Genomic DNA, 19,880 nt, shown 5'->3' with positions numbered 1-19,880 from the left:
TAATCAAGGCATATTTTGATTACATGGATTTCAGGAGGGCAACCTTGATGACGAAATGGATTGGACTGAGGGAATTAGTTCGGGATGAAATCAAACAGCGCGGAGAAGAAGGCTGTCATGTAGAGGGGATGGCTGAGCGTCTGGAAGCAGCTGGCACAGACGAAGCAAAGCTAATGGAAGTATACCAGGCTTTAATGGCTCTTGAACCACATGCGGATTTCAAGTATTTTGAGCCGTCGGAATTGGAAGCCATTCGCGCCGAACGTCCGGATGGACCGAGATTCCTGTCCGGAAACTGGGATGAGCTTAAATGGCAGGATAAATTTCATGGTGCATGGCTCGGCCGTTCGGCTGGCTGCGCGCTCGGAAAACCTCTCGAAGCTCCTGCTTTCATGCAAGGCTCGGGCGGAAGACCCGGCTGGCACAATATTAAGTTGTGGTTCGAAGGCGCAGGGCAATGGCCGATTCGCCACTATACACCGGGCGATTCAACTGCAGAAGCCGAGTACGGTATCGAGATCGCAAGGTGGAGCAGCTTGGCCAGCTGCCGGGAAAACATACGCTATATGGAAACAGACGATGATGTTCGATATACCGTTCTCGGTCTGCTCATGCTCGAGGAACACGGGCTTGATTTCAACTCTTGGGATGTGGGCAAGCTTTGGCATCGTCATTTGTCATTCGGGCAGGTATTCACGGCTGAAGCGCAGTCCTATCTTAATTTCGCTCGTGTCACTTCACATATTAGCGGCGATCAGCCAGACGACTGGGAGAAACATATCCACTGGGGACGTTCTTATCTAAATCCCTACCGCGAATGGATCGGCGCCCAAATCCGTGTAGACGGCTATGCATATGGTGCTGCCGGCCAGCCCCAGCTTGCAGCTGAGCTTGCTTGGCGGGACGCTTCCTTCTCCCACGTGAAGAATGGTATTTACGGCGCCATGTTTTGCTCGGCTATGATTGCCGCCGCATTCGTTGAAAGTGACATGAAGCGAATTGTTGAGATCGGATTGAGTGAAATTCCGAAACACAGCCGTCTTGCAGAAGATATCGCATTAGCGGTCAACATTGCTGAGGAAACGGAAGACACATTAGAATTGGTGAGTAAAATATGGGAAGCGTTTAAGCACTATCACCCTGTTCATACCAACAATAATGCTGCATTATGCGCGGCTGCGCTCATTCATTCCGGAGGCGATTTCGAGAAAGGCATTACGACAGCCGTGCTCGGCGGCTGGGACACCGATTGCAATGGCGCCACCGTCGGTTCCATTCTTGGCGCATCGCTTGGAGCGGCTGTGCTTCCCGAGAAGTGGATCTCGCCGCTAAACGATACGTTGTTTGCCGATGTCAGTGGCTTCCACCCCATTGCCATCTCCGAATCCGCGCAAAGAAGCTATCGTGTCTTCCGACAATTGCAGCATTAAAATGATTAGAGATGAATCGAGTTTAATGTGATGTCAAGTTCAACTAACATGTCTGTTAACTTATAAAGGCAGCTGATCGCTCTGACCAGCTGTCTTCTTTTCTTTATTCAACTATCGTTCTATACCTCCATCAGGTTCATTTGATTAGGGATGGTTACCCTTTTATCCTGCAGGACGGACGCATATACATGCATCTTACGGTCCGCGTCCTACGGGTCGCCTTTGTTTTGATGACAATTGAAAAGTCGCCATCTATACTAAACTTATAAAGCGTACGGAATGGAGGAGCCGTCTTTACATGAAAATTTTACTCGACATCGACCCGCGCAACGAAGAAACCACGGTGACGATTCACTGCAAAGAATTGACCCCAGCCATCCAGGAGATCCTCGACTACCTCAATAAGAATGACACGGATTTGATCGTCGGAAAAGATGGAGAGAACCAGCACTTAATTAAGCACGAGGAAGTACACTACTTTCGTACAGAAGGCGATGTGGTCACAGCCGCCACCTCAGAAGGAATCTTTAAAGTAAAAGAAAAATTGTATGAGCTCGAAAACTCCCTTCCCTCCCACCGGTTTATCAGGATCTCAAAGTCCGTCATTGCAAACCTTTATGCAATGAGCCATTTCGAACCATCATTTAACGGGACCCTTTGCGTTCACTTTAAATCAGGTGAGAAAGAATATGTTTCGCGTCATTACATTGGTCGAATTAAAGAAGTTTTAAAAATGAACAGGAGGGAAACGAAATGAATGCATTTTTTTTCAGAAGTTTGATCGGTATATTCTTCGGCGCCTTTATTGCTGTAATGACTACAAGTGCGCTTATTTATTTTGGAGGTCAATCGGCAATAGACGGACTGAGTTTTATTAAAAATGCATTTGGCTATATATTCTGCGGTTGGTTGTTTACTGTCACCCCCCTCTATTTTGAAATCCGCTCACTTGCCCTGCCCATGCAGACCGCTCTGCACTTTCTAACCGTCACCATCGTCTACTTTATTTTAAGCCTATGGGTTGGCTGGATCCCGTTTGCTGTAAAGAACTTTTTGTTATACCTGGCAATCTCTATTTTCGTTTACGCCATCGGATGGATTGGGTTTTATCTTTATTTTAAGAAGGAATCGAAAAAGCTGAATAACGACCTTCGAAGGCATTGAATCAAAGGAGGATACGCATGGAGAGTGTCATTACAATTAACAATCTATCGAAAAACTTTGGAGGGACCAAGGCAGTAAAGAATCTTTCTTTTGATGTTTACAAAGGAGAAATCTTCGGGATTATCGGGCCGAACGGCGCTGGGAAAACGACCACCCTTGAAATTCTGGAAGGCATCTCTGATCCAAGCGAGGGAGCGGTTGAAGTCCTTGGACTTGTTCCCAATAAGCAGCTCCGGGAACTAAATAAGAGAATTGGTGTCCAGTTTCAAGCCACTTCGATCCAGAAGAAAATGAAAGTAAAAGAAGCGCTGGATCTCTTTTCTTCATTTTACGATAACGCCACGCAAAAAGATTATTTAATAGAATTGCTTGGCTTAAGCGAAAAGCTGAACGTAAAATTCGATGACTTATCCGGCGGATGGAAACAGCGGGTAACTCTTGCTTTAGCTACTCTGCATGAGCCTGAAATCTTATTTCTTGATGAGCCGAGCATGGGGCTGGATCCCTCAACTAGGCGGGAAATGTGGTCATTGATTCAGCTGTTACGGGACCGTGGAAGTACCATTGTGGTAACCACGCATTATATGGAAGAAGCTGAGCAGCTGTGCGACAGGGTGGCGATGATGTACGGCGGCCAATTAAAAGCTTTAAATTCTCCTCGTGAATTATTAAACGAAGTTGCTGCCGGCTGTCTTGCCTTTGTCAGTGAAGAGCTTGGCCCCGAATATTTAAGCTCGCTTCCCGGAGTGGAGCGCGTTGAAAAGAATCAAGACGAATTCAAGGTGTTTTGTGATGACCAACAGACAACGGCTTATCACATTTTCAGCTACTGCCAGGAAAAAAGCATCCCATTGTCCAGCTTCAGGTTTGAGAAAGGCTCTCTCGATGATTTATTTATCCAGTACCTGGAAAAGGAGAAAATCGGATGAAGGCAATCGTAAAACTCGCCAGTTTAGAAACGAAAATGTTCTTTAGAGACCGTTTAAGCATGTTTTGGACATTCCTCTTTCCCGTTGTGATGATTGGACTGTTTGGATCCATGTTTGTTGGAGATAACATGAGCCAAAAGGCTTTTGCGGAATATTTTGTTCCTTCGTGGATTGGCGTCAATATCGTAACCACTTCCTTTTTTACACTGGGAACTGTTTTAACCAATTACCGGGAAACGGGCGTATTAAGAAGATATCAATCAACACCGCTCCAGCCATGGAAAATCCTCGCCGCCCATACCTTTCAAGGGACCGTCATCTTTGCTATATCCGCCATGCTACTTATGGTTTTTGGCATGCTGCTCTATGGCTTAACCCTGCCTGCCTATATCGGAAGCACCCTGATTTCATTGCTTATTAGCATCCTGGCCTTTTTCCCGTTTGCCTTATTTCTGACTTCCTTAGCAAAAAACACTCAGACTGCTTCCGCAATCAGTTCATTATTTCTAAACCTGATGCTGTTCCTGTCAGGGGCGACATTTCCGCTCGAGATGATGCCGACGGTTCTTCAATATGCAGCGAAAATACTCCCGCTTTATTACGTCATTCAGTTGCTTCGTGGGACGTGGACAGAAGCGCCCATTACGGAATATGGCTTTGAAGCTGCTGTTTTGATTGGCATTGCGATTGTATCTGTTGTGCTTGCTACGCGGTTCTTCCGGTGGAGCTGGAAGTAGGAATATTATTAGGAGATTATTTTCAAGGTGAAGGCCCTCTGACCAGCTGCCTTCTGTCTCTATTAGACTATCGTCTCCAGTTAGTTCAATAACAATTGCTTATTGCATACTTGTTGTGCTCAAAATCTATCTTCCAATATATACGAACTCTCATACCAATGTTAACACGACGAGAGCTCTGTTCTTTTCCGCTTGTTTTCGGTAACGAAACATATACACAATTCTCGTCCCATGCTATTTGACCCTGATTACAGGCATCTGTGGATGAGTCCCACGAGGGGATATAACCAACATGTATGTTATGGATGTACGAAATCATTATCATCCATATTAGCTTGTTCAACGTCCACCCAATTTGTATTATGCATCATCTCGGAAGAATCCCCATGAAATGCCTTCATGGCTTCCTGATCATCAAGCAGCCGATATCTCATCCAAGCCGTCAAGTACCCCCTATGATTGCCACCATCACCTTCAATCGCGGTATGAGCCGCACCTTTTGCCATCCCCATCATAACAGGCGTGCCCGCGTTAGTGCTATGTAATGCTAATTGATTCGTTGATACCGGTGAGATTAGAAAATCTCGTGTACCTCCCATAATGAGAAAAGGAACGGTAATACGTGCTGTATCGTACACATCTTCTGGATCACAATGCTTCAAATCCGGGAGAGCGATGGATACAACCGTCTTAATCAACGATCCACTTTTATAGTTGGTATGAGCATTAATAACCCCTGTTGACCCTTGAGAGTGTCCAGCTGCACCAATATGTTCCATTTGTATTTTTTGATAAAACAAGCTGTTTGCTTGTTCGTTTTCATTTGTCAAATAATCAATGGCCTCTAGAATTTCTTTGCCTGTTCCTGTTGTTTTACTATAGGAATCGATTACAATGAATCCCCAGCTTGCTAGATGAGTTAAGAGCTCATCATAACGATCTGGCGTGGCATCTGTTCCATTCCCCCATGAAATAATAGGATAGGATTCGTCTCCTTGAAATGCTGGGTAGTATATTCTAAATAAAGCCTCCCCGCTCATACTCTTAACTTCTTCTACCTTTACATGATGGCTTCCTTTCTGTGCATACCGCTGCTCAATGCTTCCTTCTGCAAGCTCTGGTACATTAGAATGAATGATAATTTGCATGAAAATTGTTATTGGAACTGCAACGATAAGGACAAAAGCTGACAACCATATCATCCACTTTCGTTTTCTCAAAACTGACATACACGTGACCTCACGATAGCCTATCAATTTCTCTATCGTTTCTCTGTTAAAGTATGAAACTGAATGGATATACGTAAAAGATGTCGTTAGGTTTCGTGACAAGCCAAGTTGGCGTTAAACTTTGGACTATTTCATCTCAACTCTATGCTTTCGAAAATCTTTGGGTGTTCTTTCGTGGTACTTTTTAAAAGACTGAATAAAATGATTCACATGATTGAAGCCTACCCTGCCGGCTATCTCGGTTATAGTATCGTCTGTTGATATTAATAATTCGCTGCTTTTCTTTATCCGGTATTTGATCAGGTACTCGTAGGGAGTCATATGAACCGTTTTTTTAAAACACCGGGTGCACTCCGAGATGCTCAGATGCGCAACATCGGCTATTTCTTGCAGCGTTACAGGAAACGAGTAGTTTTGATGTATGAAGCTAAGCATGAATTGCAGTCTCTCCTGTTGCCGCTTCACGTGTTTCGGTCCTTCCTCGGGAGAGACCGACATATTGGAAATCAAGACGAACCATAGCTGTACGGTTTGAATCGAAATCTCATACTCCCATCCCCAGCTTTTTTTTATATTGAACTTCTTTCTCATTTCCCAAAGCATCTCCAATACCTGCTTCTCCCACTCCGCGCCTCCTTTGATCACCAGCGAAACGAAAGAAGAATTGGTAAAAGGGAACACATAATTCTTTTCCATGGCACTGTCCGTGTAGAAGGCGAGCAGTTTTTCAGGAAAATTGAAGCTCACATATTGCCCGTCATGCGTTAGCTGCGTCGTCACATGAAGAACTCCCTTGTTTATCAAAATTGCCTGGCCGGTTTCCAGCTCATGATCAACCCCATTTACTTGAATACTCAGTTTCCCTTTCGTCACCAAAGTGATCTGCAGTTCTTCGTGCCAGTGCAGATCGTTGAATCCTCTGCCTTCGGGAATACTTTTATGAATCGTATGCGTGTACATGATATAAGGAAACGAATCGTCGGGATACGAAATAGTCTCATGCAGCGGCTTAGCCATTCCAAGAAGCTCCTTTCTATGACGATATATCTATATTAATGAAAGATATAATTGCACAAAAAAATAAATTGCGATGATATTATTATATCATGAATTTGGCTTATCACTAGCCTGTGCACAGTCGATCGGATAGGCCCTCTTGGAGGGTTATAATTGAAAAGATATAAATCATCGCTACCGCTTCATCCTTATATACTGCTGTTTATCGCTATTCTGTCGGTATCCGTATCTTCGATCATGATCAAATCTTCGGATACACCAACAGCTGTTGCCGGTATGTACAGACTTTTTCTATCGGCCATCATCATGCTTCCATTTGTCCCTTGGACAACGCTCCGCTCCTCGAAACTGGACTCAAAGGATTGGAGAAACGTTATATTAGCCGGCCTGCTTCTGGGACTGTATTTCCTGTTTTGGATGGAGTCACTGGTATATACCTCCGTGGCGAGTTCCATGGTAATCCTGGCGCTACAGCCTATGTTTGTGATGATCGGCTCGTACTATATGTTCAGGGAACGAGCCAGTATGCTGACCGTTCTCTGCTTGGTTGCCGCCCTGTTTGGCTCGATCATTATCGCTTGGGGAGATATTGGAGTTTCAAGAGAGGCTTTGATCGGGGACGGTTTGTCTCTGATAGGAACCATACTGGTGTCAGCTTATATGCTCGTCGGACAAAAAGTGAGCCAAAAAATCAATGCAAACCTATACAGTGTTGTCGTCTTCTTTATTGGTGGGAGTGTCCTGCTCGTCTACAGTTTGTTGAATAACTTTTCTTTGACCAATTACAACGCTTCAGATTGGACATACTTCCTTCTGCTTGCGATCATTCCCACGATCTTTGGCCAATATGTTTTCAACCTGCTGCTCAAGTCCATTGGCGCAACAACGGTTTCCGTTGGCATTATCGGCGAGCCCGTTTTGGCCATTATGCTGGCTTATCTGTTTTTGGGAGAAACGATCTCCGCATTTCAATTTGTGGGTGGAATGATTACACTGCTGGGTATGCTGACCTATTTTTGGCTGCAGACCTTAAAGTATTCAGCTGCCCAATATACTTCGCATGGATCGGTGCAGTAAATTTAGAAAAATGATGAATGAGGTGAATGTTGAAATGGCAACTTTCGACGATTTTTTGAAACTGGATTTCCGTATCGGCACAATTACCAAAGCTGAGTTTTTTGCAAAAGCCAAAATACCTGCCATCAAGCTGGAGATAGATTTTGGACCGGATATCGGAATTAAAACATCCAGCGCGCAAATTACGAAAAGGTACACGGCTGAGGATATTGTTGGGAAACAGATCATAGGGTAGTTAATTTTCCTACACGCCGTATAGCGGGATTCAATTCGGAGGTTTTAGTTCTTGGCGGCCTGCCAGAACATGGAGATGTTGTTCTATTAAAGCCTGATTTTGAATTGCCCGAAGGTACGCCGATCGGATAAAAACCAAATTAAACCCACCGCTCAAGGCAGACCGCTTTCGGTGGGTTTTGTTTTAAGCGGCTGCCCCCGCTATTGCGGTTCGATTTCCAGTAATGCTGGAATCTTACAATAGGACGAAGTTTACCTGTGTGTGCTATAAATAAGAAACAAGCTACCGATAAACGATAGCTTGTTTTCTTTTATGAACCTTTTTCTATCACTGGAACCCATCCTTATGTCCGCCAAACTGGAAGCCGAACTGACCACTATAACCGCCTAAATGGCCACCGGCATCGAAGCCAAAACCATGTCCCCCACCAAGATGTGCACCGGTATAACCGCCGATACCATATTTTCCACCAAGATATCCACCTGCATGAACTCCCATCCCATGACCACCACCGAGTTGGCCGCCAGCATGAACTCCTACTCCATAGTCACCACCGAGATGGCTGCCAGCATGAACTCCTATTCCATGGCCGCTCCCGAGATGACCACCGACAAAAATACCTGCTCCATAATCACCCCCAAGCTGACCGTCAGCATGAACACCAATGCCATGTCCGAAATGATTAACATTAGGCGAATTTGATCAATCGATTCCCTCAAGAACTCTGATTCCTGCTAATACACCAAGCTGCTTATTAAAAGTATAATAACTATAGCTAAACCAAGACCAAACCACTTTAAAATATCAAAAAAGAAAACGATCCCGGGTTCATTGAAACCAAGAATCGTTCATTTAAAAATATTATTCGTGTACGATTTCAATCTCGCTAAGTGTATCGATAATTACCGTTTGATTTTTGAAATTCGTTACAAAACTTTTTTGACTTCCGCAGCGCCGCATACTATCACCCGATCGATTTTATTTTCCCGGTGTAAAGTTAATTTTCATAGCTTGGGCCATTAACACAGGTAAATCTGTATTTTGATGCAGACCTCTAAAGAGATCAGCGCCCGGACCAAATGCGTAGAGCGGAATATCTACACCTGTGTGATTATAGCTTGTCCATCCTATATTAGCCCGTTCCGAGATCACTTCGTTAATGGCGATATCCGGTTTTTCTGCGGATTTAATTTTTTGAACCTCTGCATCGGTAAGATCAAAGGTTGTATATTGCTTCACTACCTCTTTTAAGTTACTACGGGTTGCATTCAGCTTCGTTACCATAAAATCGCCGGTAGCCGTTACGTTGCGAAGGACTTCTAGTTTCACATCTCCCTGACCATAGCCACCAACTGCCATACCGCCTGTATCATGGTCGCCTGCTACAACAATCAAGGTGTTTTTATCCTTCTTTGCAAATTCCAATGCTGCTTCCAATGCCTGCTCGAATGCTTCCGAATCTTTCATTGCCCAGGCTGCATCATGATCATGGCCTGCCCAATCAATTTGGCTTCCTTCAACCATTAGGAAGAAACCATCTTTATCCTTGTTAAGAACCTCCAATGCCGTTTCCGTCATTTCTCTTAGGCTTGGCTGATTGGTTGTATCACGATCCAATTCCGGTGCCATGGCATCTTCAGCAAACAAACCAATTAGTTTATCAAATTCTTCAGCTTTACCTAAGTCATTTTTGCTCGAAATATACTGGTAGCCCTTTTCTCCCGCCTGCTTTAGAAGCGATTCAGGGAAATACTTTTTTCCTCCGCCCAGGATGACATCCACATCATTATCTATAAGTTGGGGTGCGATACCCGCCTCATCCGCACGGGTAGCCACGTGTGACGCGAACACAGCCGGTGTCGCATGTGTAATCGTTGAAGTTGCAACTAATCCAGACGCTTTACCTTCTTCTTCAGCGGTTTCAAGAATCGTTTTCAGCTCTTTACCTTCAGGGGAAGTGCTGATCATTCCATTATTTGTTTTTACTCCGGCCGCAAATGCTGTACCAGCAGCGGCTGAATCGGTGATCTCAGAGTTTGCAGAATAGGTACGGTGCATACCCACCAGCATGGAGTCCAAAAGGGTTTCTTCACCCTTAAACCAACGGTAATTGGTTGCATAGGAAGCGGAAAAACCATCGGGAACCATGAAGATAACATTCTTAGCTTTGCCTTTATCATTTGAGTTGGCTTTCGCATGTGATAACGGCAAATGGGTCCCGGCAAAAGTTCCTACCGCGATGACAGAAGCTGCCGCGATCATTACTACATTTTTTTTGAATTTGTTCACTATTTACCCTCCCTAAATGTTATTTCCAATTTAATATAACTCTTAAATATAAACTCAGTATTCTTGGAGTGTAAATTATCCTGGGTACTTAAAATAAAAAAAAGCCGCTGATATAGCGACTTTCAATGGGGATATGTCTTTGGCCTCAGGAAACGAATGTCCCCCGTGCAGTCAGTTCCGGGGAATTGCACTAGGGACACCACGGGAGTTTGGCAAGCACCATGTAGATTTTCAATGGTTTGGTCGTTGGACGAAAGCTCCTTTCATGCGGGAATTTTTAAGTCCTTTATTTGCTTGGTGCAACACCTTTTATCAGCAACTCCGTCCATTGGGCGGTGTAAGGGAGAATCTTCGGGTAGATATGGGGGCTGGAGATTCCTTCAACCAGGGCTTGGAAATAAATCAGAAGAAATTCATCCGAATATTTTAGATCAACCTTGCCTTCTTTACGCCCGCGGTGAAATAAATCCAACATTAGACTGTAGCTTTCCTTGACGTATTGCTGCATCATCAGTGATAATCCGTCATCGTCCTTCTTCGTAAAATAATCCATTAAATCCAAATAAAACTGTTTGTTGATTTTTTCCAGATAATTAATTTTGTTCTGGCTCATGGCAATGATCGTTTCTTCGAAAGGTTTATTCTTGGCCATGATTTCTCGGGCCGTTTCCCCCATTTGAGTTAAAAAATACTTAAAAACCTCCTGGATCAGGTTCTCTTTACTCCCAAAATACTTAAAAATCGTCGTTTTACCGACATTGGAATATCTAGCAATCTCATCCACCGTTACATTTTCGATGCCCGCATTGGTATTTATCAAGTTAAAAGTTGCTTCTAGCACTTGATTTTTCTTCTCTTGCGTCCTTCTTTCAAAACCATTCATTCCTTATTCCTGCTTTCTGGCTATTATGACTAAAAAATATTTTAAGGAGGATTTAGTTCGTATTTTTCCTTCCTATTTATTATATCGCGAAATAATGAATTATCAAACGAATCAGAGTTCTTAATTTAGTTTTATTTGCATTGACTATGACCATAATCGGGTGTATAACTGAAACTGTAAATGAACTTTGGTTTAAAACAAAGCAAATAATATAAATATACGAACTTATCATCAATTAATAGTTCGTTTTTTTATTGAAATGAAGCTTTGGTTTAAACTGGAAAGCACGTTACTAAAACTGGATAAGAAGGAGTTTTAGTGCTATGTCAAAAATTGTAAAAGTGCAAGGCTTGCAAAAAAGATTCGGGAAATTCAAAGCGTTGCATGACGTGTCATTTACGGTAAATGCCGGGGAAGTTGTCGGCTTTATCGGGCCGAACGGCGCGGGGAAATCCACAACGATTCGCACCTTGCTCGGTATCATTCATCGGGATGCCGGGGATGCGAAGATCTTTGGCAAGGATGTATGGAAAGACAGCCTTGAGATTCATAAACGAATTTCTTATGTTCCTGGGGACGTGTCTCTATGGGGCAGCTTAACAGGCGGCGAAATCATTGATTTATTTATGAAATTGCATGGCGGCGGAGACAAGAATAAACGCGACCATTTGATTAAACGGTTTGAATTGGATCCTAAGAAGAAAGCCAAAAGCTATTCCAAAGGAAATCGGCAAAAAGTCGGCTTGATTGCGGCTTTATCCGTTAGCTCCGATTTGTATATTTTCGACGAACCGACTTCCGGCCTTGATCCGCTGATGGAAGCCGTCTTCCAGGATGAAGTCGAAAAAATCAAGCTTGCGGGAAAAGCCATCTTGCTGTCCTCTCATATTTTGAGCGAAGTGGAACGACTGGCCGATAAAGTGGTTATCATTCGCCAAGGCAAAGTGGTTGAAACCGGGACTTTGGATGAGTTGCGTCACTTAACCCGTTCTACAGTAACGATGGTAACGCAAGGCAATGTGACTATAATGGCATCCGTTAAGGGTGTCCATGATTTCAAGCAATCCGGCAATCAAGCGACATTCTCCGCGGATAACGAATGTATCAATGATATTTTGTCCGAAGCGGCAAAATTGGGGGTCATGAAGTTCGTGTCCGTGCCGCCTACGCTGGAAGACTTATTCATGCGTCATTATGAAGTCTAAGAGCGGAAACGGAGGAGACTAGGATGCAAGAAAAATTTGCACGTTCGAGTGTACTATTCGTCCAATATCTGAAACGTGATTGGAAAAAAAACATCATCTGGATTTTAGGTTTAAGCTTGTTTTCGGCCGCTTTTGTTCCTGCTTTTGAAGAAATCGGCAAGGGGCAAGGTTTGGAGGGAATGTATGAAACCTTGCAAAATCCTGCCATGATTTCCATGGTTGGTCCGACACCGGTTGAGACCGCAGCGGATTATACTTTGGGTGCAATGTATGCGCACGAAATGTTGTTATTCTGCGGTTTGTTTGCGATGATTATCGCTGCTTTACATGTGGTAAGCCATACTCGCAAAGAAGAAGATCTCGGGCTCACTGAACTTGTCCGCTCTTTTCAAGTAGGCCGTCAAGCCAATTCGCTTGCGGTAATTGCCGAGGTCGTCATGATCAATATTCTATTAGCGCTCGTGATTGGCGGAATGATGACTAGCTATGGCGTAGATACGATTTCGGCCGAAGGATCCTTTTTGTTTGGTGCATCCATCGGGATGGCCGGGATTTTGGGAGCGGCAATTGCCTTAGTCATGGCGCAAATTATGCCGACTTCATCCGGTGCAACCGGTTCATCGCTCGGAATTGTAGGCTTGCTTTATATTTTCCGCGCCGGAACAGATGTGTCGAATGTTGACTTCTCCATGATCAATCCGATGGGGTGGACTTATCTGACTTATCCATTTACTGAAAATAATGGGGCTCCCCTGATGTTGGCTATAGTATTCAGCATCATTGTCGTGATCATTGCTTTTGCCCTTGAAGGCAGTCGGGATATGGGTGCCGGTTATTTGCCTGAAAGAGAAGGCCGGGAATCGGCAAAAAAATCATTGCTGTCCGTACCTGGCCTGTTTACCAAGCTGAACAAAGGCATAATGGTCAGCTGGTTGATTGCTTTCGTCATCATGGGAGCTGCCTATGGTTCGATTTATGGAGATATGCAGACGTTCCTTGAGAGCAATGAAATTATGAGTCAAATGTTTACGATATCCGGCGTTTCCATCGAAGAAGCCTTTACCGGGACCGTTATGATGGTCATGATTGGATTGGTTTCCATTTTGCCGATTGCGATCGTAAACAAACTGTTCACGGAAGAAACACGGCTGCATTTAAGCCAGCTTTATGCTACCAAAGTGACCCGAGCTCAGCTCTATTGGACGAGTGTCATTTTGGCCATTGTTGCTGGATTCGTTGGCATTTTGCTCGCATCAAGCGGACTTGGCGGGACGGCCATTTCTGCCCTGGGTGACGGCTCGCCCATGAATATGTGGGATTTTTTCATTGCTGGCTATAACTTCCTTCCTTCCGTGTTGTTCTTTACCGGACTTGCCGCATTGGCTTTAGGTTGGGCACCAAGACTAGGCAAAGCCGTATATGCGTATCTTGGCTATTCTTTTGCATTAAACTACTTTGGCGGCATTTTGGATTTGCCCGAATGGTTCTCGAAAACAGCCGTTCAAAGTTGGATTCCGCGGATGCCGGTAGATCCTTTTGATGCTGCAACCTTTATGACGATCACAGCGATCAGTATTGCTTTGATGGTCATGGGCTATATTGGATATCGCAAGCGGGATATGGTTGAAGGAGCTTAGCAGGAAAATATATTCATCATTACTTTATCCTTGAAACAAAAATCGAGCAAAAAACGGGCAGAAACGTGAATTTTCGGCCCGTTTTTTTGCATTTTATAGATGGTCACAAGACCGGTTCGCTCTTTATATAGGTCGCAGCCAAACATTCAATACAGGGTTCCACAGCACCCTCATTCCTTCAAGGGCATTAACCAGTGTTTTAAATACTCGCCTCAAATATGAGTTGTAATTACATTGGATTCTCCCGTTTCTTAACAGAATAAAGCAGCCGATTACATTACTAATGACAACCAGTTCATCTTGATTAAATGTTGTGAGTTCTGGGATTAAATTTTGAATTCGCCTCCCCAACTCTCTTGTTAGGGCATCGGTTACTGATTTAATCTCATTTTCAGAAAGCTGTTCACATGAGATATGATTGTTGTCATCATTTTAGTTATACTATTCATACGATTTCCAGCTGCTTGCTGAGCCGATCCAGACATGGCTGCCCATCCCTCCTTATTAAAGCTCTTATTCTACCTCGACTTATACCGCTGTCTATATTCGCTCGGCAGCATGCCTGTCTGTTCTCGAAAAGTTCTGCTGAAATATTTCTCGTCCTCGTATCCGGTTTGCTTGGCAATCCAGACAATGGGCCTGGCCGTCTGCTCCAGATATTCCCGCGCTTTATCGATCCGTACCTTGCGCAGATATTCATTGAAGGAATAGCCTACGATTTCTTTGAAACATTGATAGAAGTAGCTTCGGCTCAGATTGACCCGCTTCGCAACATCGATAGCGAATAACGGAAACTCAAGTTCGTCGTGCACGATCTTGACCGCGGACATAATGCTGCCGCTCACTTCCGGGCTCAGCTGCAGGCTGCCTGAGCGCGTTATCCCATTTTCCCTGAATTGTTTCATCCAGTCCGCAAACTCCCGCCAGCAGGTAAATGTGTCAGGCAGCTTGATATCATCCGGTTGTATCGCTCTATATAGCCGGTTCCAGTCAACCATAAATCCGTAGATCCATTGCATTAGTTTGGAGACGGGGATACGCAGCTCTTTTAATCGACTACAAAGCTTATCAAAGGCCTCATCGTCATGAACCCATGTGAAGCCATGCAGTAATTCCTTCACAGTGTCCGTCTCTTCTTCTCCCGGTTCCGGATGTTCCACCAGCAGCTCCATGACAGACTTCTCAATCGGATAGGTCTCATTGCCGTCGCAGTCGTAGAAAAAATCTCTTCTCCTGTAGACCCGTATCCGTTGATGCAGATCGGATGGAGATAAATCGGCTGTATGCCGCAGCCGCACCATATGCCATCCGGTGCTGCGCGTTCCGTTTGGAAGCGGCGGCAACGGGTCTTCTTTGTCATTGCCTTGAGGCTGAGCCTCCTTGGCAAGATCCGTCAACCACAACAGAATAGAGCCTTCCGCTTCGGCTATCCAGCCCAAGGAAACGCAATCCGCAACCATTCTGCTTGTTAATGGCTCATCCGGGAACTTCAGCAGCGCATAGGCCGTATCGCAAGAGCAAGCCTCTACTATCGAATCCGACTCAATTTTGTGCTTCTGCTTCTCTTCCACAATGCGCGAGTGAATACGCCGAAACACTTCTTCGAACTGTTCTTTTTCAAGCTCTACCTTGGCGATGTAATCAATGGCACCCAGTCGCAGCGCTTCCTGGATGTATTCAAAATCCTGATGAAGCGTCAGCACGGCGATCGCGATATTCGGATATTGCTTGCGTACAACCCGAATTAATTCGATGCCCGACATCACCGGCATGGCTAAATCGGTCATTAACAAATCCACCCGTTTCGCCTTCAGAAACTCGAGCGCCTTCTCCCCGTTAGCGGCTTCGCCTACAACTCTCATTCCGAACGATTCCCAGGGCAAAAAGGACATCAATCCCTTACGTACAAGCTTGTCGTCGTCTACGATGAGAACATGGATCATTTCGTTTAATTCCCCTCCCCGATTTGAATCGAAATGATGATCCGGGTACCTATGCCAAGCTCGCTTGTTACCGTAAGACTCGCTTTCCCTTCGTAATGAAATTCTAACATTCGTTTGACATAATTCAGTCCGATTCCCATTCCCACTCGATGGTGTTCAGCCTGTTCCTGCTCAAGCAATGCCTCAATCGTATCCTTAGAGATCCCCCCACCGTTATCTCGAATTTCGATCTCTAGTCTATCACTCTTTCTAACCTCCACCTCGATCCTGCCGTTGTCATCTAGTCCGTGATACAGCGAATTTTCAACCAACGGCTGCAGAATGAATCTAGGAACTGTCTCTTCGAGCAATGCGTCATCCACGTGAATATGGACATCGAACTGAAAATTGTATCGAATCTGCTGAAGAATGAGATATTGTTTCAATGAGTCAATCTCATCCCTGATCGTCGCGACACTGTTGTCTTTGCGGAGATTGTAGTAAAGCAGTTTGTTCAACGAAGTGACAAGCCTGTCGATCTCCTCTTGACCGTTCATAACGGCAAGCCAGTGTGCGGTATCCAGCGTATTCATTAGAAAATGCGGATTAATCTGATACTGCAGCTTCTCGATCTCCAGATCCGCTCTGCGCTTCTCCTTGGCCTTGACTTCAGAATACAGCTGCGTAATCTGAACCTTCATATGTTGAAATTGATTTAACAACATCTCAAATTCCGGGATGCGCGAATGGGTGGCAGCCGCATTAAAATTGCTGCCCGCAATCGATTTGATCTCCTTATTGAAGTGTGACAGCGGCCGGTACACCATTTTCCATAACAGCCCGCCAATCGTCAGACTGACTACAGCGAACAGCAGCGCCAGCCCCAGCATCTGCATCATCCAGCGATTTTTCTCGCGGTTGTAGTCGGATTGCGCAATAAGTGAGACCACACTCCAGCCCTGATTGCTGACTTGTCGATACCAATAATAGTCGGAAGTAATACCTGTTACCAGCGAAGGCTCTGGTGAGTCCGAAAAAAATGAATTTTCAGGAAAGATATCTTGAAGTTCGCTGTATGAAATTCTTCCGTTGTTGTCCAGAATTAAATGATTGGTATGCTTGCTGACTTCATCCAAATCCAGAATGCTCTGCGTCAGCTTGAAACCGGACTCAATGTAGACATAGGCATCTTCCCTCTCCGGCAAATCAACCTTACGCAAGGCGGAAAGCACATATTGATTGTTGAATCGATCATTACTGATATGCGGTCCAAAATAGGTGATGCCATAATACTCTGCTATGATTGGAAGGTTATCGATATCGAATGGTTGTTTCATGCCTGTATTCTCAAAAAGAGTGGTCTGATCGTCGCGTAAATAATACAGCGTTAACCCGACATTGGGATTCGTGAATGTAATGAGATTCAGCTGATTTTTGATTTCATCCGTCAGATAACTCCGGTCATAGGGCTGCTTCGCCATCAAAAACATCTCAAGCTGCCTACCGACATTCCCCTTAAAGGTCAGTTGTTGGGAAACGTGATTCAGATTGTCCAGCGTGTTCTCAAGCGACAATCTGACCTGCTTTAAATTGCTTTGAATGCCGGATTGCAGCTTCGTATTCAGAATGGATGTAATGGTGTTGTATGAAAGATAACAGGTGCAGATGAAAGGGATCAATGTGGCTGCGGCGAACAGTAAAAGAATTCTATTTTTCAAGGTCAATCGCTTCAGGCGGGATTTCCAATCCTTTTCCGGTTTCATCGTTTCATCCCCATCGATTACTTAATAAAGTGTCTGTAAACTCGAGCGCCCCCCTATGTTGTTTCCCAGGGCCCTGAATCTCATCATCATTACCGCAAAAACGGTGTCATGTCGGGCAAATCGTAACCGCTTCCAATCACTTGTGAAGGTAACTTTTCTGAATTGCATAGCCGCTAATTTCTCTTCCACCGTTTTACGGTAATCCGGAAATTTTGGATCGCGAGACAGGGTCCTGCTCTCATTCTATCTGATCATTCAAAATCTCCTATGAAATGGGCTCCTCCTCTCTTTGAATGATAGGGTCTACGACGTGCATAAATAGAAACAGGTGAAAATTCTTTTTAGAATATAACATAAATAAAGAATGATTATTGAGCAAAGATTTCAATACATCAGGTGCCTAAACTGTTATCCTTCAAATGAAAATCATGGGTAGACATATGTCTGCTCCTTAGTGGGTGAAATGTCCAACAACCCGGAACAGCCGTAAATTTTTGTACATATGACCCCCTCATTTAGAAACCACCTTCTATCCTTGAAGACGGTTTCATTGTGTTACAGTTAAATGGTCCATGAGGATAGTAATTCCATTCAATCTGAAAGAAGGGGTGTAATTATGAAAAACAAGTCCAATATGTTTGCGCTTATACTGGCCTCTTTTCTCGTACTAGGTGCTTGCAGCAATACAACGAATAACACGCCGGCTGCACCGGAGAAAAGCGCGGAGTCAAGCGAACCCGCTGATCCATTTGGCCGCTACGAAGAACCTGTCCAGATCAGCATCAGTATTGAAATCGATCCCACCGATAATGAATTGCCGCCTGGCGACACGCCGCTGGACAATCAATACACTCGTCAGATTAAGGAAGCGCTTAATGTGGACGTCGATCATCAATTTGCTGCCTCTGGCCAGAATCTTCGTCAGAGAATTAGTCTCGCCATTGCAAGTAACGATTTGCCGGATGCTATGGTCGTCAATGCCGTTGAGCTGCGCCAAATGGTCGAAGCCGACCAAATTGCCGATTTAACTGAGGTGTATAAGCAATATGCTTCCCCGGATATAAAGACAATCATTGAAAATACCAACGGTGCTGCCTTGGATGCAGTAACATTCGATGGTAAAATGATGGCCCTTCCGGGTGTGCAAGCCAATGCCGATGGCATTCACCTCATGTGGATTCGACAAGACTGGCTGGATAAGCTGAAACTTGAACCGCCAACTACGATGGCTGAGCTTGAGGCCGTCGCCCGTGCTTTCGTCGAAGATGATCCAGATGGAAACGGTCAGCGCGATACGATTGGGATCACCGGACCGGAGAGTGGTGGCAAGCTGTACGCGAACTTCCTTGAGTCCAAGAACAATTTATACGGTTTTGACGCCATTTTCTCCGCGCATGACTCGTTCCCTGGATACTGGCTCGAGGGCGAGGATGGCAGCCCTGTATACGGCTCGATCCTGCCGGAGACTCGTGAGGCGTTAGCTAGTTTAAGAGATTTGTATTCCAAGGGACTGATCGATCCCGAGATGGGGGTTCGAAACAAAGCGGATGAGCCCATTATCGCCGGAAAATCCGGTATGTTCTTCGCGCCATGGTGGATGGCTTACGGCCCGCTAACCAATGCTGTAAAAAATGATCCTGAAGCCAACTGGCAAGCTTATGCTCTGCCATTAAATGAAAATGGCGAATTTAGACCACATGCTGCTACCCCTTCTACTGAGTTTGTAGTGGTTCGGAAAGATTACGAGCATCCAGAAGTTCCTATGAAATTACTTAACAATTTGTTTAAAAACGAGCAAGAGAACACCTTTGACCCGAGCAAAGGCGGTCCCGGTTACTATCCGCTCCGCGTGGTACACGCTCCATCCGATGAAATTGAATTTACAGTCAAAGCCCTCCGTGATGTGCTGGCCGGCAATAAAACCGCAGAGGATTTTGCGGATGACAAAGCCTACAAACTGCTGCCTTCGGACATCGCCAGTATCAAGACAATCAAAAAAGAGCCTTATGATTCTATGGATCTTTCAACATGGAACCCTGAAGCGAACTGGGGGGCATGGACTCGAGCGTACTCCATCATGGTAGGCGGCAGGCCGCTGGTTGATACCGAGTTTGTGGAGGTAACCAGTCTTCTGTATGAGCAGACGCCGTTAATGGAGAGCCGTTGGGTAAATCTGCGCAAGTTAGAGGATGAGACCTTCCTGCGCATCATCATGGGTGCGGCTCCGCTGGAGACATTCGACTCCTTCGTCGAGAACTGGAAGCGTCAAGGCGGGGACCAGATTACTCAGGAGGTTGCGGACGCGCTGGCAAAGTAAATCTTAAGGCATATAACGAACCATATAGCCAGAGCTCCGGGCACCT

Annotated in this window: 16 protein-coding genes and 1 pseudogene; 10 read left to right on the top strand and 7 right to left on the bottom strand. The window is 44.9% G+C overall.

Annotated elements, in window-relative coordinates; genetic code table 11:
* Positions 1-47 precede the first annotated feature (47 nt).
* The 5 genes from ACETK5_RS11405 to ACETK5_RS11385 all read left to right on the top strand — a co-directional run bounded on the left by ACETK5_RS11405 (position 48) and on the right by ACETK5_RS11385 (position 4,260).
* A complete protein-coding gene (locus ACETK5_RS11405) occupies positions 48-1,430 on the top strand; it encodes an ADP-ribosylglycohydrolase family protein (RefSeq protein WP_394055697.1) in 1,383 nt (460 codons plus the stop codon).
* 298 nt (positions 1,431-1,728) lie between these two features.
* A complete protein-coding gene (locus ACETK5_RS11400) occupies positions 1,729-2,187 on the top strand; it encodes a LytTR family DNA-binding domain-containing protein (protein ID WP_100537300.1) in 459 nt (152 codons plus the stop codon).
* Positions 2,184-2,594: a DUF3021 domain-containing protein gene (locus ACETK5_RS11395; protein ID WP_394055695.1), complete on the top strand. Its 411-nt coding sequence runs from the start codon at positions 2,184-2,186 to the stop codon at positions 2,592-2,594. The genes ACETK5_RS11400 and ACETK5_RS11395 overlap by 4 nt, the downstream gene beginning before the upstream one ends.
* A 17-nt stretch (positions 2,595-2,611) precedes the next feature.
* The gene (locus ACETK5_RS11390; RefSeq protein ID WP_394055693.1) at positions 2,612-3,523 is read left to right on the top strand and encodes an ABC transporter ATP-binding protein; all 912 of its coding nucleotides are present in this window, start codon (positions 2,612-2,614) and stop codon (positions 3,521-3,523) included.
* Positions 3,520-4,260 carry an ABC transporter permease gene (locus tag ACETK5_RS11385; protein ID WP_394055691.1) on the top strand — a complete coding sequence of 247 codons (741 nt, stop codon included), beginning with the start codon at positions 3,520-3,522 and terminating at the stop codon, positions 4,258-4,260. The genes ACETK5_RS11390 and ACETK5_RS11385 overlap by 4 nt, the downstream gene beginning before the upstream one ends.
* A gap of 299 nt (positions 4,261-4,559) precedes the next feature.
* On the opposite strand, the gene ACETK5_RS11380 is transcribed toward ACETK5_RS11385, so the two are convergent.
* Together ACETK5_RS11380 and ACETK5_RS11375 are read right to left on the bottom strand one after the other, a co-directional pair.
* Positions 4,560-5,489: a poly(ethylene terephthalate) hydrolase family protein gene (locus tag ACETK5_RS11380; RefSeq protein WP_394055689.1), complete on the bottom strand. Its 930-nt coding sequence runs from the start codon at positions 5,487-5,489 to the stop codon at positions 4,560-4,562.
* A gap of 126 nt (positions 5,490-5,615) precedes the next feature.
* Entirely contained in the window at positions 5,616-6,506 is an 891-nt protein-coding gene (locus ACETK5_RS11375; RefSeq protein WP_394055688.1) for a helix-turn-helix domain-containing protein, read from the bottom strand.
* Between the two features lie 153 nt (positions 6,507-6,659).
* On the opposite strand from ACETK5_RS11375, the gene ACETK5_RS11370 reads away from it, so the two are divergent.
* Together ACETK5_RS11370 and csaA are read left to right on the top strand one after the other, a co-directional pair.
* Positions 6,660-7,583: a DMT family transporter gene (locus ACETK5_RS11370; RefSeq protein ID WP_394055686.1), complete on the top strand. Its 924-nt coding sequence runs from the start codon at positions 6,660-6,662 to the stop codon at positions 7,581-7,583.
* Between the two features lie 34 nt (positions 7,584-7,617).
* A pseudogene (gene csaA / locus ACETK5_RS11365) lies at positions 7,618-7,949 on the top strand (chaperone CsaA).
* A 255-nt stretch (positions 7,950-8,204) separates the two neighbouring features.
* Here csaA and ACETK5_RS11360 read toward each other — a convergent pair.
* The 3 genes from ACETK5_RS11360 to ACETK5_RS11350 all read right to left on the bottom strand — a co-directional run bounded on the left by ACETK5_RS11360 (position 8,205) and on the right by ACETK5_RS11350 (position 10,990).
* Positions 8,205-8,348, bottom strand: a complete 144-nt coding sequence (locus tag ACETK5_RS11360) for a hypothetical protein (RefSeq protein WP_326113575.1) — start codon at positions 8,346-8,348, stop codon at positions 8,205-8,207.
* Positions 8,349-8,796: 448 nt separating this feature from the next.
* Positions 8,797-10,107: an alkaline phosphatase gene (locus ACETK5_RS11355; protein ID WP_326113573.1), complete on the bottom strand. Its 1,311-nt coding sequence runs from the start codon at positions 10,105-10,107 to the stop codon at positions 8,797-8,799.
* A gap of 286 nt (positions 10,108-10,393) precedes the next feature.
* Entirely contained in the window at positions 10,394-10,990 is a 597-nt protein-coding gene (locus ACETK5_RS11350; RefSeq protein WP_326113572.1) for a TetR/AcrR family transcriptional regulator, read from the bottom strand.
* 323 nt (positions 10,991-11,313) lie between these two features.
* Here ACETK5_RS11350 and ACETK5_RS11345 point away from each other — a divergent pair, with 323 nt between their 5' ends.
* Both ACETK5_RS11345 and ACETK5_RS11340 read left to right on the top strand, forming a co-directional pair.
* Positions 11,314-12,195: an ABC transporter ATP-binding protein gene (locus tag ACETK5_RS11345; RefSeq protein WP_394055683.1), complete on the top strand. Its 882-nt coding sequence runs from the start codon at positions 11,314-11,316 to the stop codon at positions 12,193-12,195.
* A 23-nt stretch (positions 12,196-12,218) separates the two neighbouring features.
* Positions 12,219-13,832, top strand: coding sequence for an ABC transporter permease (locus tag ACETK5_RS11340; RefSeq protein ID WP_394055682.1), 1,614 nt, complete (start codon positions 12,219-12,221; stop codon positions 13,830-13,832).
* Between the two features lie 518 nt (positions 13,833-14,350).
* Here ACETK5_RS11340 and ACETK5_RS11335 read toward each other — a convergent pair.
* Both ACETK5_RS11335 and ACETK5_RS11330 read right to left on the bottom strand, forming a co-directional pair.
* Complete coding sequence (locus ACETK5_RS11335; protein WP_394055680.1) at positions 14,351-15,775, bottom strand: response regulator; 1,425 nt, start codon at positions 15,773-15,775, stop codon at positions 14,351-14,353.
* Positions 15,776-15,780: 5 nt separating this feature from the next.
* Complete coding sequence (locus ACETK5_RS11330) at positions 15,781-17,517, bottom strand: sensor histidine kinase (RefSeq protein ID WP_394055678.1); 1,737 nt, start codon at positions 17,515-17,517, stop codon at positions 15,781-15,783.
* A gap of 616 nt (positions 17,518-18,133) precedes the next feature.
* On the opposite strand from ACETK5_RS11330, the gene ACETK5_RS11325 reads away from it, so the two are divergent.
* Complete coding sequence (locus tag ACETK5_RS11325) at positions 18,134-19,834, top strand: extracellular solute-binding protein (protein WP_394055676.1); 1,701 nt, start codon at positions 18,134-18,136, stop codon at positions 19,832-19,834.
* The last annotated feature ends 46 nt before the right edge of the window (positions 19,835-19,880 follow it).

Origin of the sequence: Paenibacillus ilasis (assembly GCF_043195395.1) — a bacterium.
In the GTDB taxonomy this organism is placed as follows: Bacteria; Bacillota; Bacilli; order Paenibacillales; family Paenibacillaceae; genus Paenibacillus_AQ; species Paenibacillus_AQ lautus.
The sequence above is the reverse complement of the archived record's forward strand: the minus strand, read 5'-3'. Positions and strand labels throughout refer to the sequence as shown.

What these genes read in the sequence shown, in the direction of transcription:
- ACETK5_RS11405 (WP_394055697.1), top strand. Translation starts at nt 48, where the DNA reads ATGACGAAATGGATTGGACTGAGGGAATTAGTTCGGGATGAAATCAAA.
- ACETK5_RS11400 (WP_100537300.1), top strand. Translation starts at nt 1,729, where the DNA reads ATGAAAATTTTACTCGACATCGACCCGCGCAACGAAGAAACCACGGTG.
- ACETK5_RS11395 (WP_394055695.1), top strand. Translation starts at nt 2,184, where the DNA reads ATGAATGCATTTTTTTTCAGAAGTTTGATCGGTATATTCTTCGGCGCC.
- ACETK5_RS11390 (WP_394055693.1), top strand. Translation starts at nt 2,612, where the DNA reads ATGGAGAGTGTCATTACAATTAACAATCTATCGAAAAACTTTGGAGGG.
- ACETK5_RS11385 (WP_394055691.1), top strand. Translation starts at nt 3,520, where the DNA reads ATGAAGGCAATCGTAAAACTCGCCAGTTTAGAAACGAAAATGTTCTTT.
- ACETK5_RS11380 (WP_394055689.1), bottom strand. Translation starts at nt 5,489, where the DNA reads ATGTCAGTTTTGAGAAAACGAAAGTGGATGATATGGTTGTCAGCTTTT.
- ACETK5_RS11375 (WP_394055688.1), bottom strand. Translation starts at nt 6,506, where the DNA reads ATGGCTAAGCCGCTGCATGAGACTATTTCGTATCCCGACGATTCGTTT.
- ACETK5_RS11360 (WP_326113575.1), bottom strand. Translation starts at nt 8,348, where the DNA reads ATGCTGGCGGCCAACTCGGTGGTGGTCATGGGATGGGAGTTCATGCAG.
- ACETK5_RS11350 (WP_326113572.1), bottom strand. Translation starts at nt 10,990, where the DNA reads ATGAATGGTTTTGAAAGAAGGACGCAAGAGAAGAAAAATCAAGTGCTA.
- ACETK5_RS11345 (WP_394055683.1), top strand. Translation starts at nt 11,314, where the DNA reads ATGTCAAAAATTGTAAAAGTGCAAGGCTTGCAAAAAAGATTCGGGAAA.
- ACETK5_RS11340 (WP_394055682.1), top strand. Translation starts at nt 12,219, where the DNA reads ATGCAAGAAAAATTTGCACGTTCGAGTGTACTATTCGTCCAATATCTG.
- ACETK5_RS11335 (WP_394055680.1), bottom strand. Translation starts at nt 15,775, where the DNA reads ATGATCCATGTTCTCATCGTAGACGACGACAAGCTTGTACGTAAGGGA.
- ACETK5_RS11330 (WP_394055678.1), bottom strand. Translation starts at nt 17,517, where the DNA reads ATGAAACCGGAAAAGGATTGGAAATCCCGCCTGAAGCGATTGACCTTG.
- ACETK5_RS11325 (WP_394055676.1), top strand. Translation starts at nt 18,134, where the DNA reads ATGAAAAACAAGTCCAATATGTTTGCGCTTATACTGGCCTCTTTTCTC.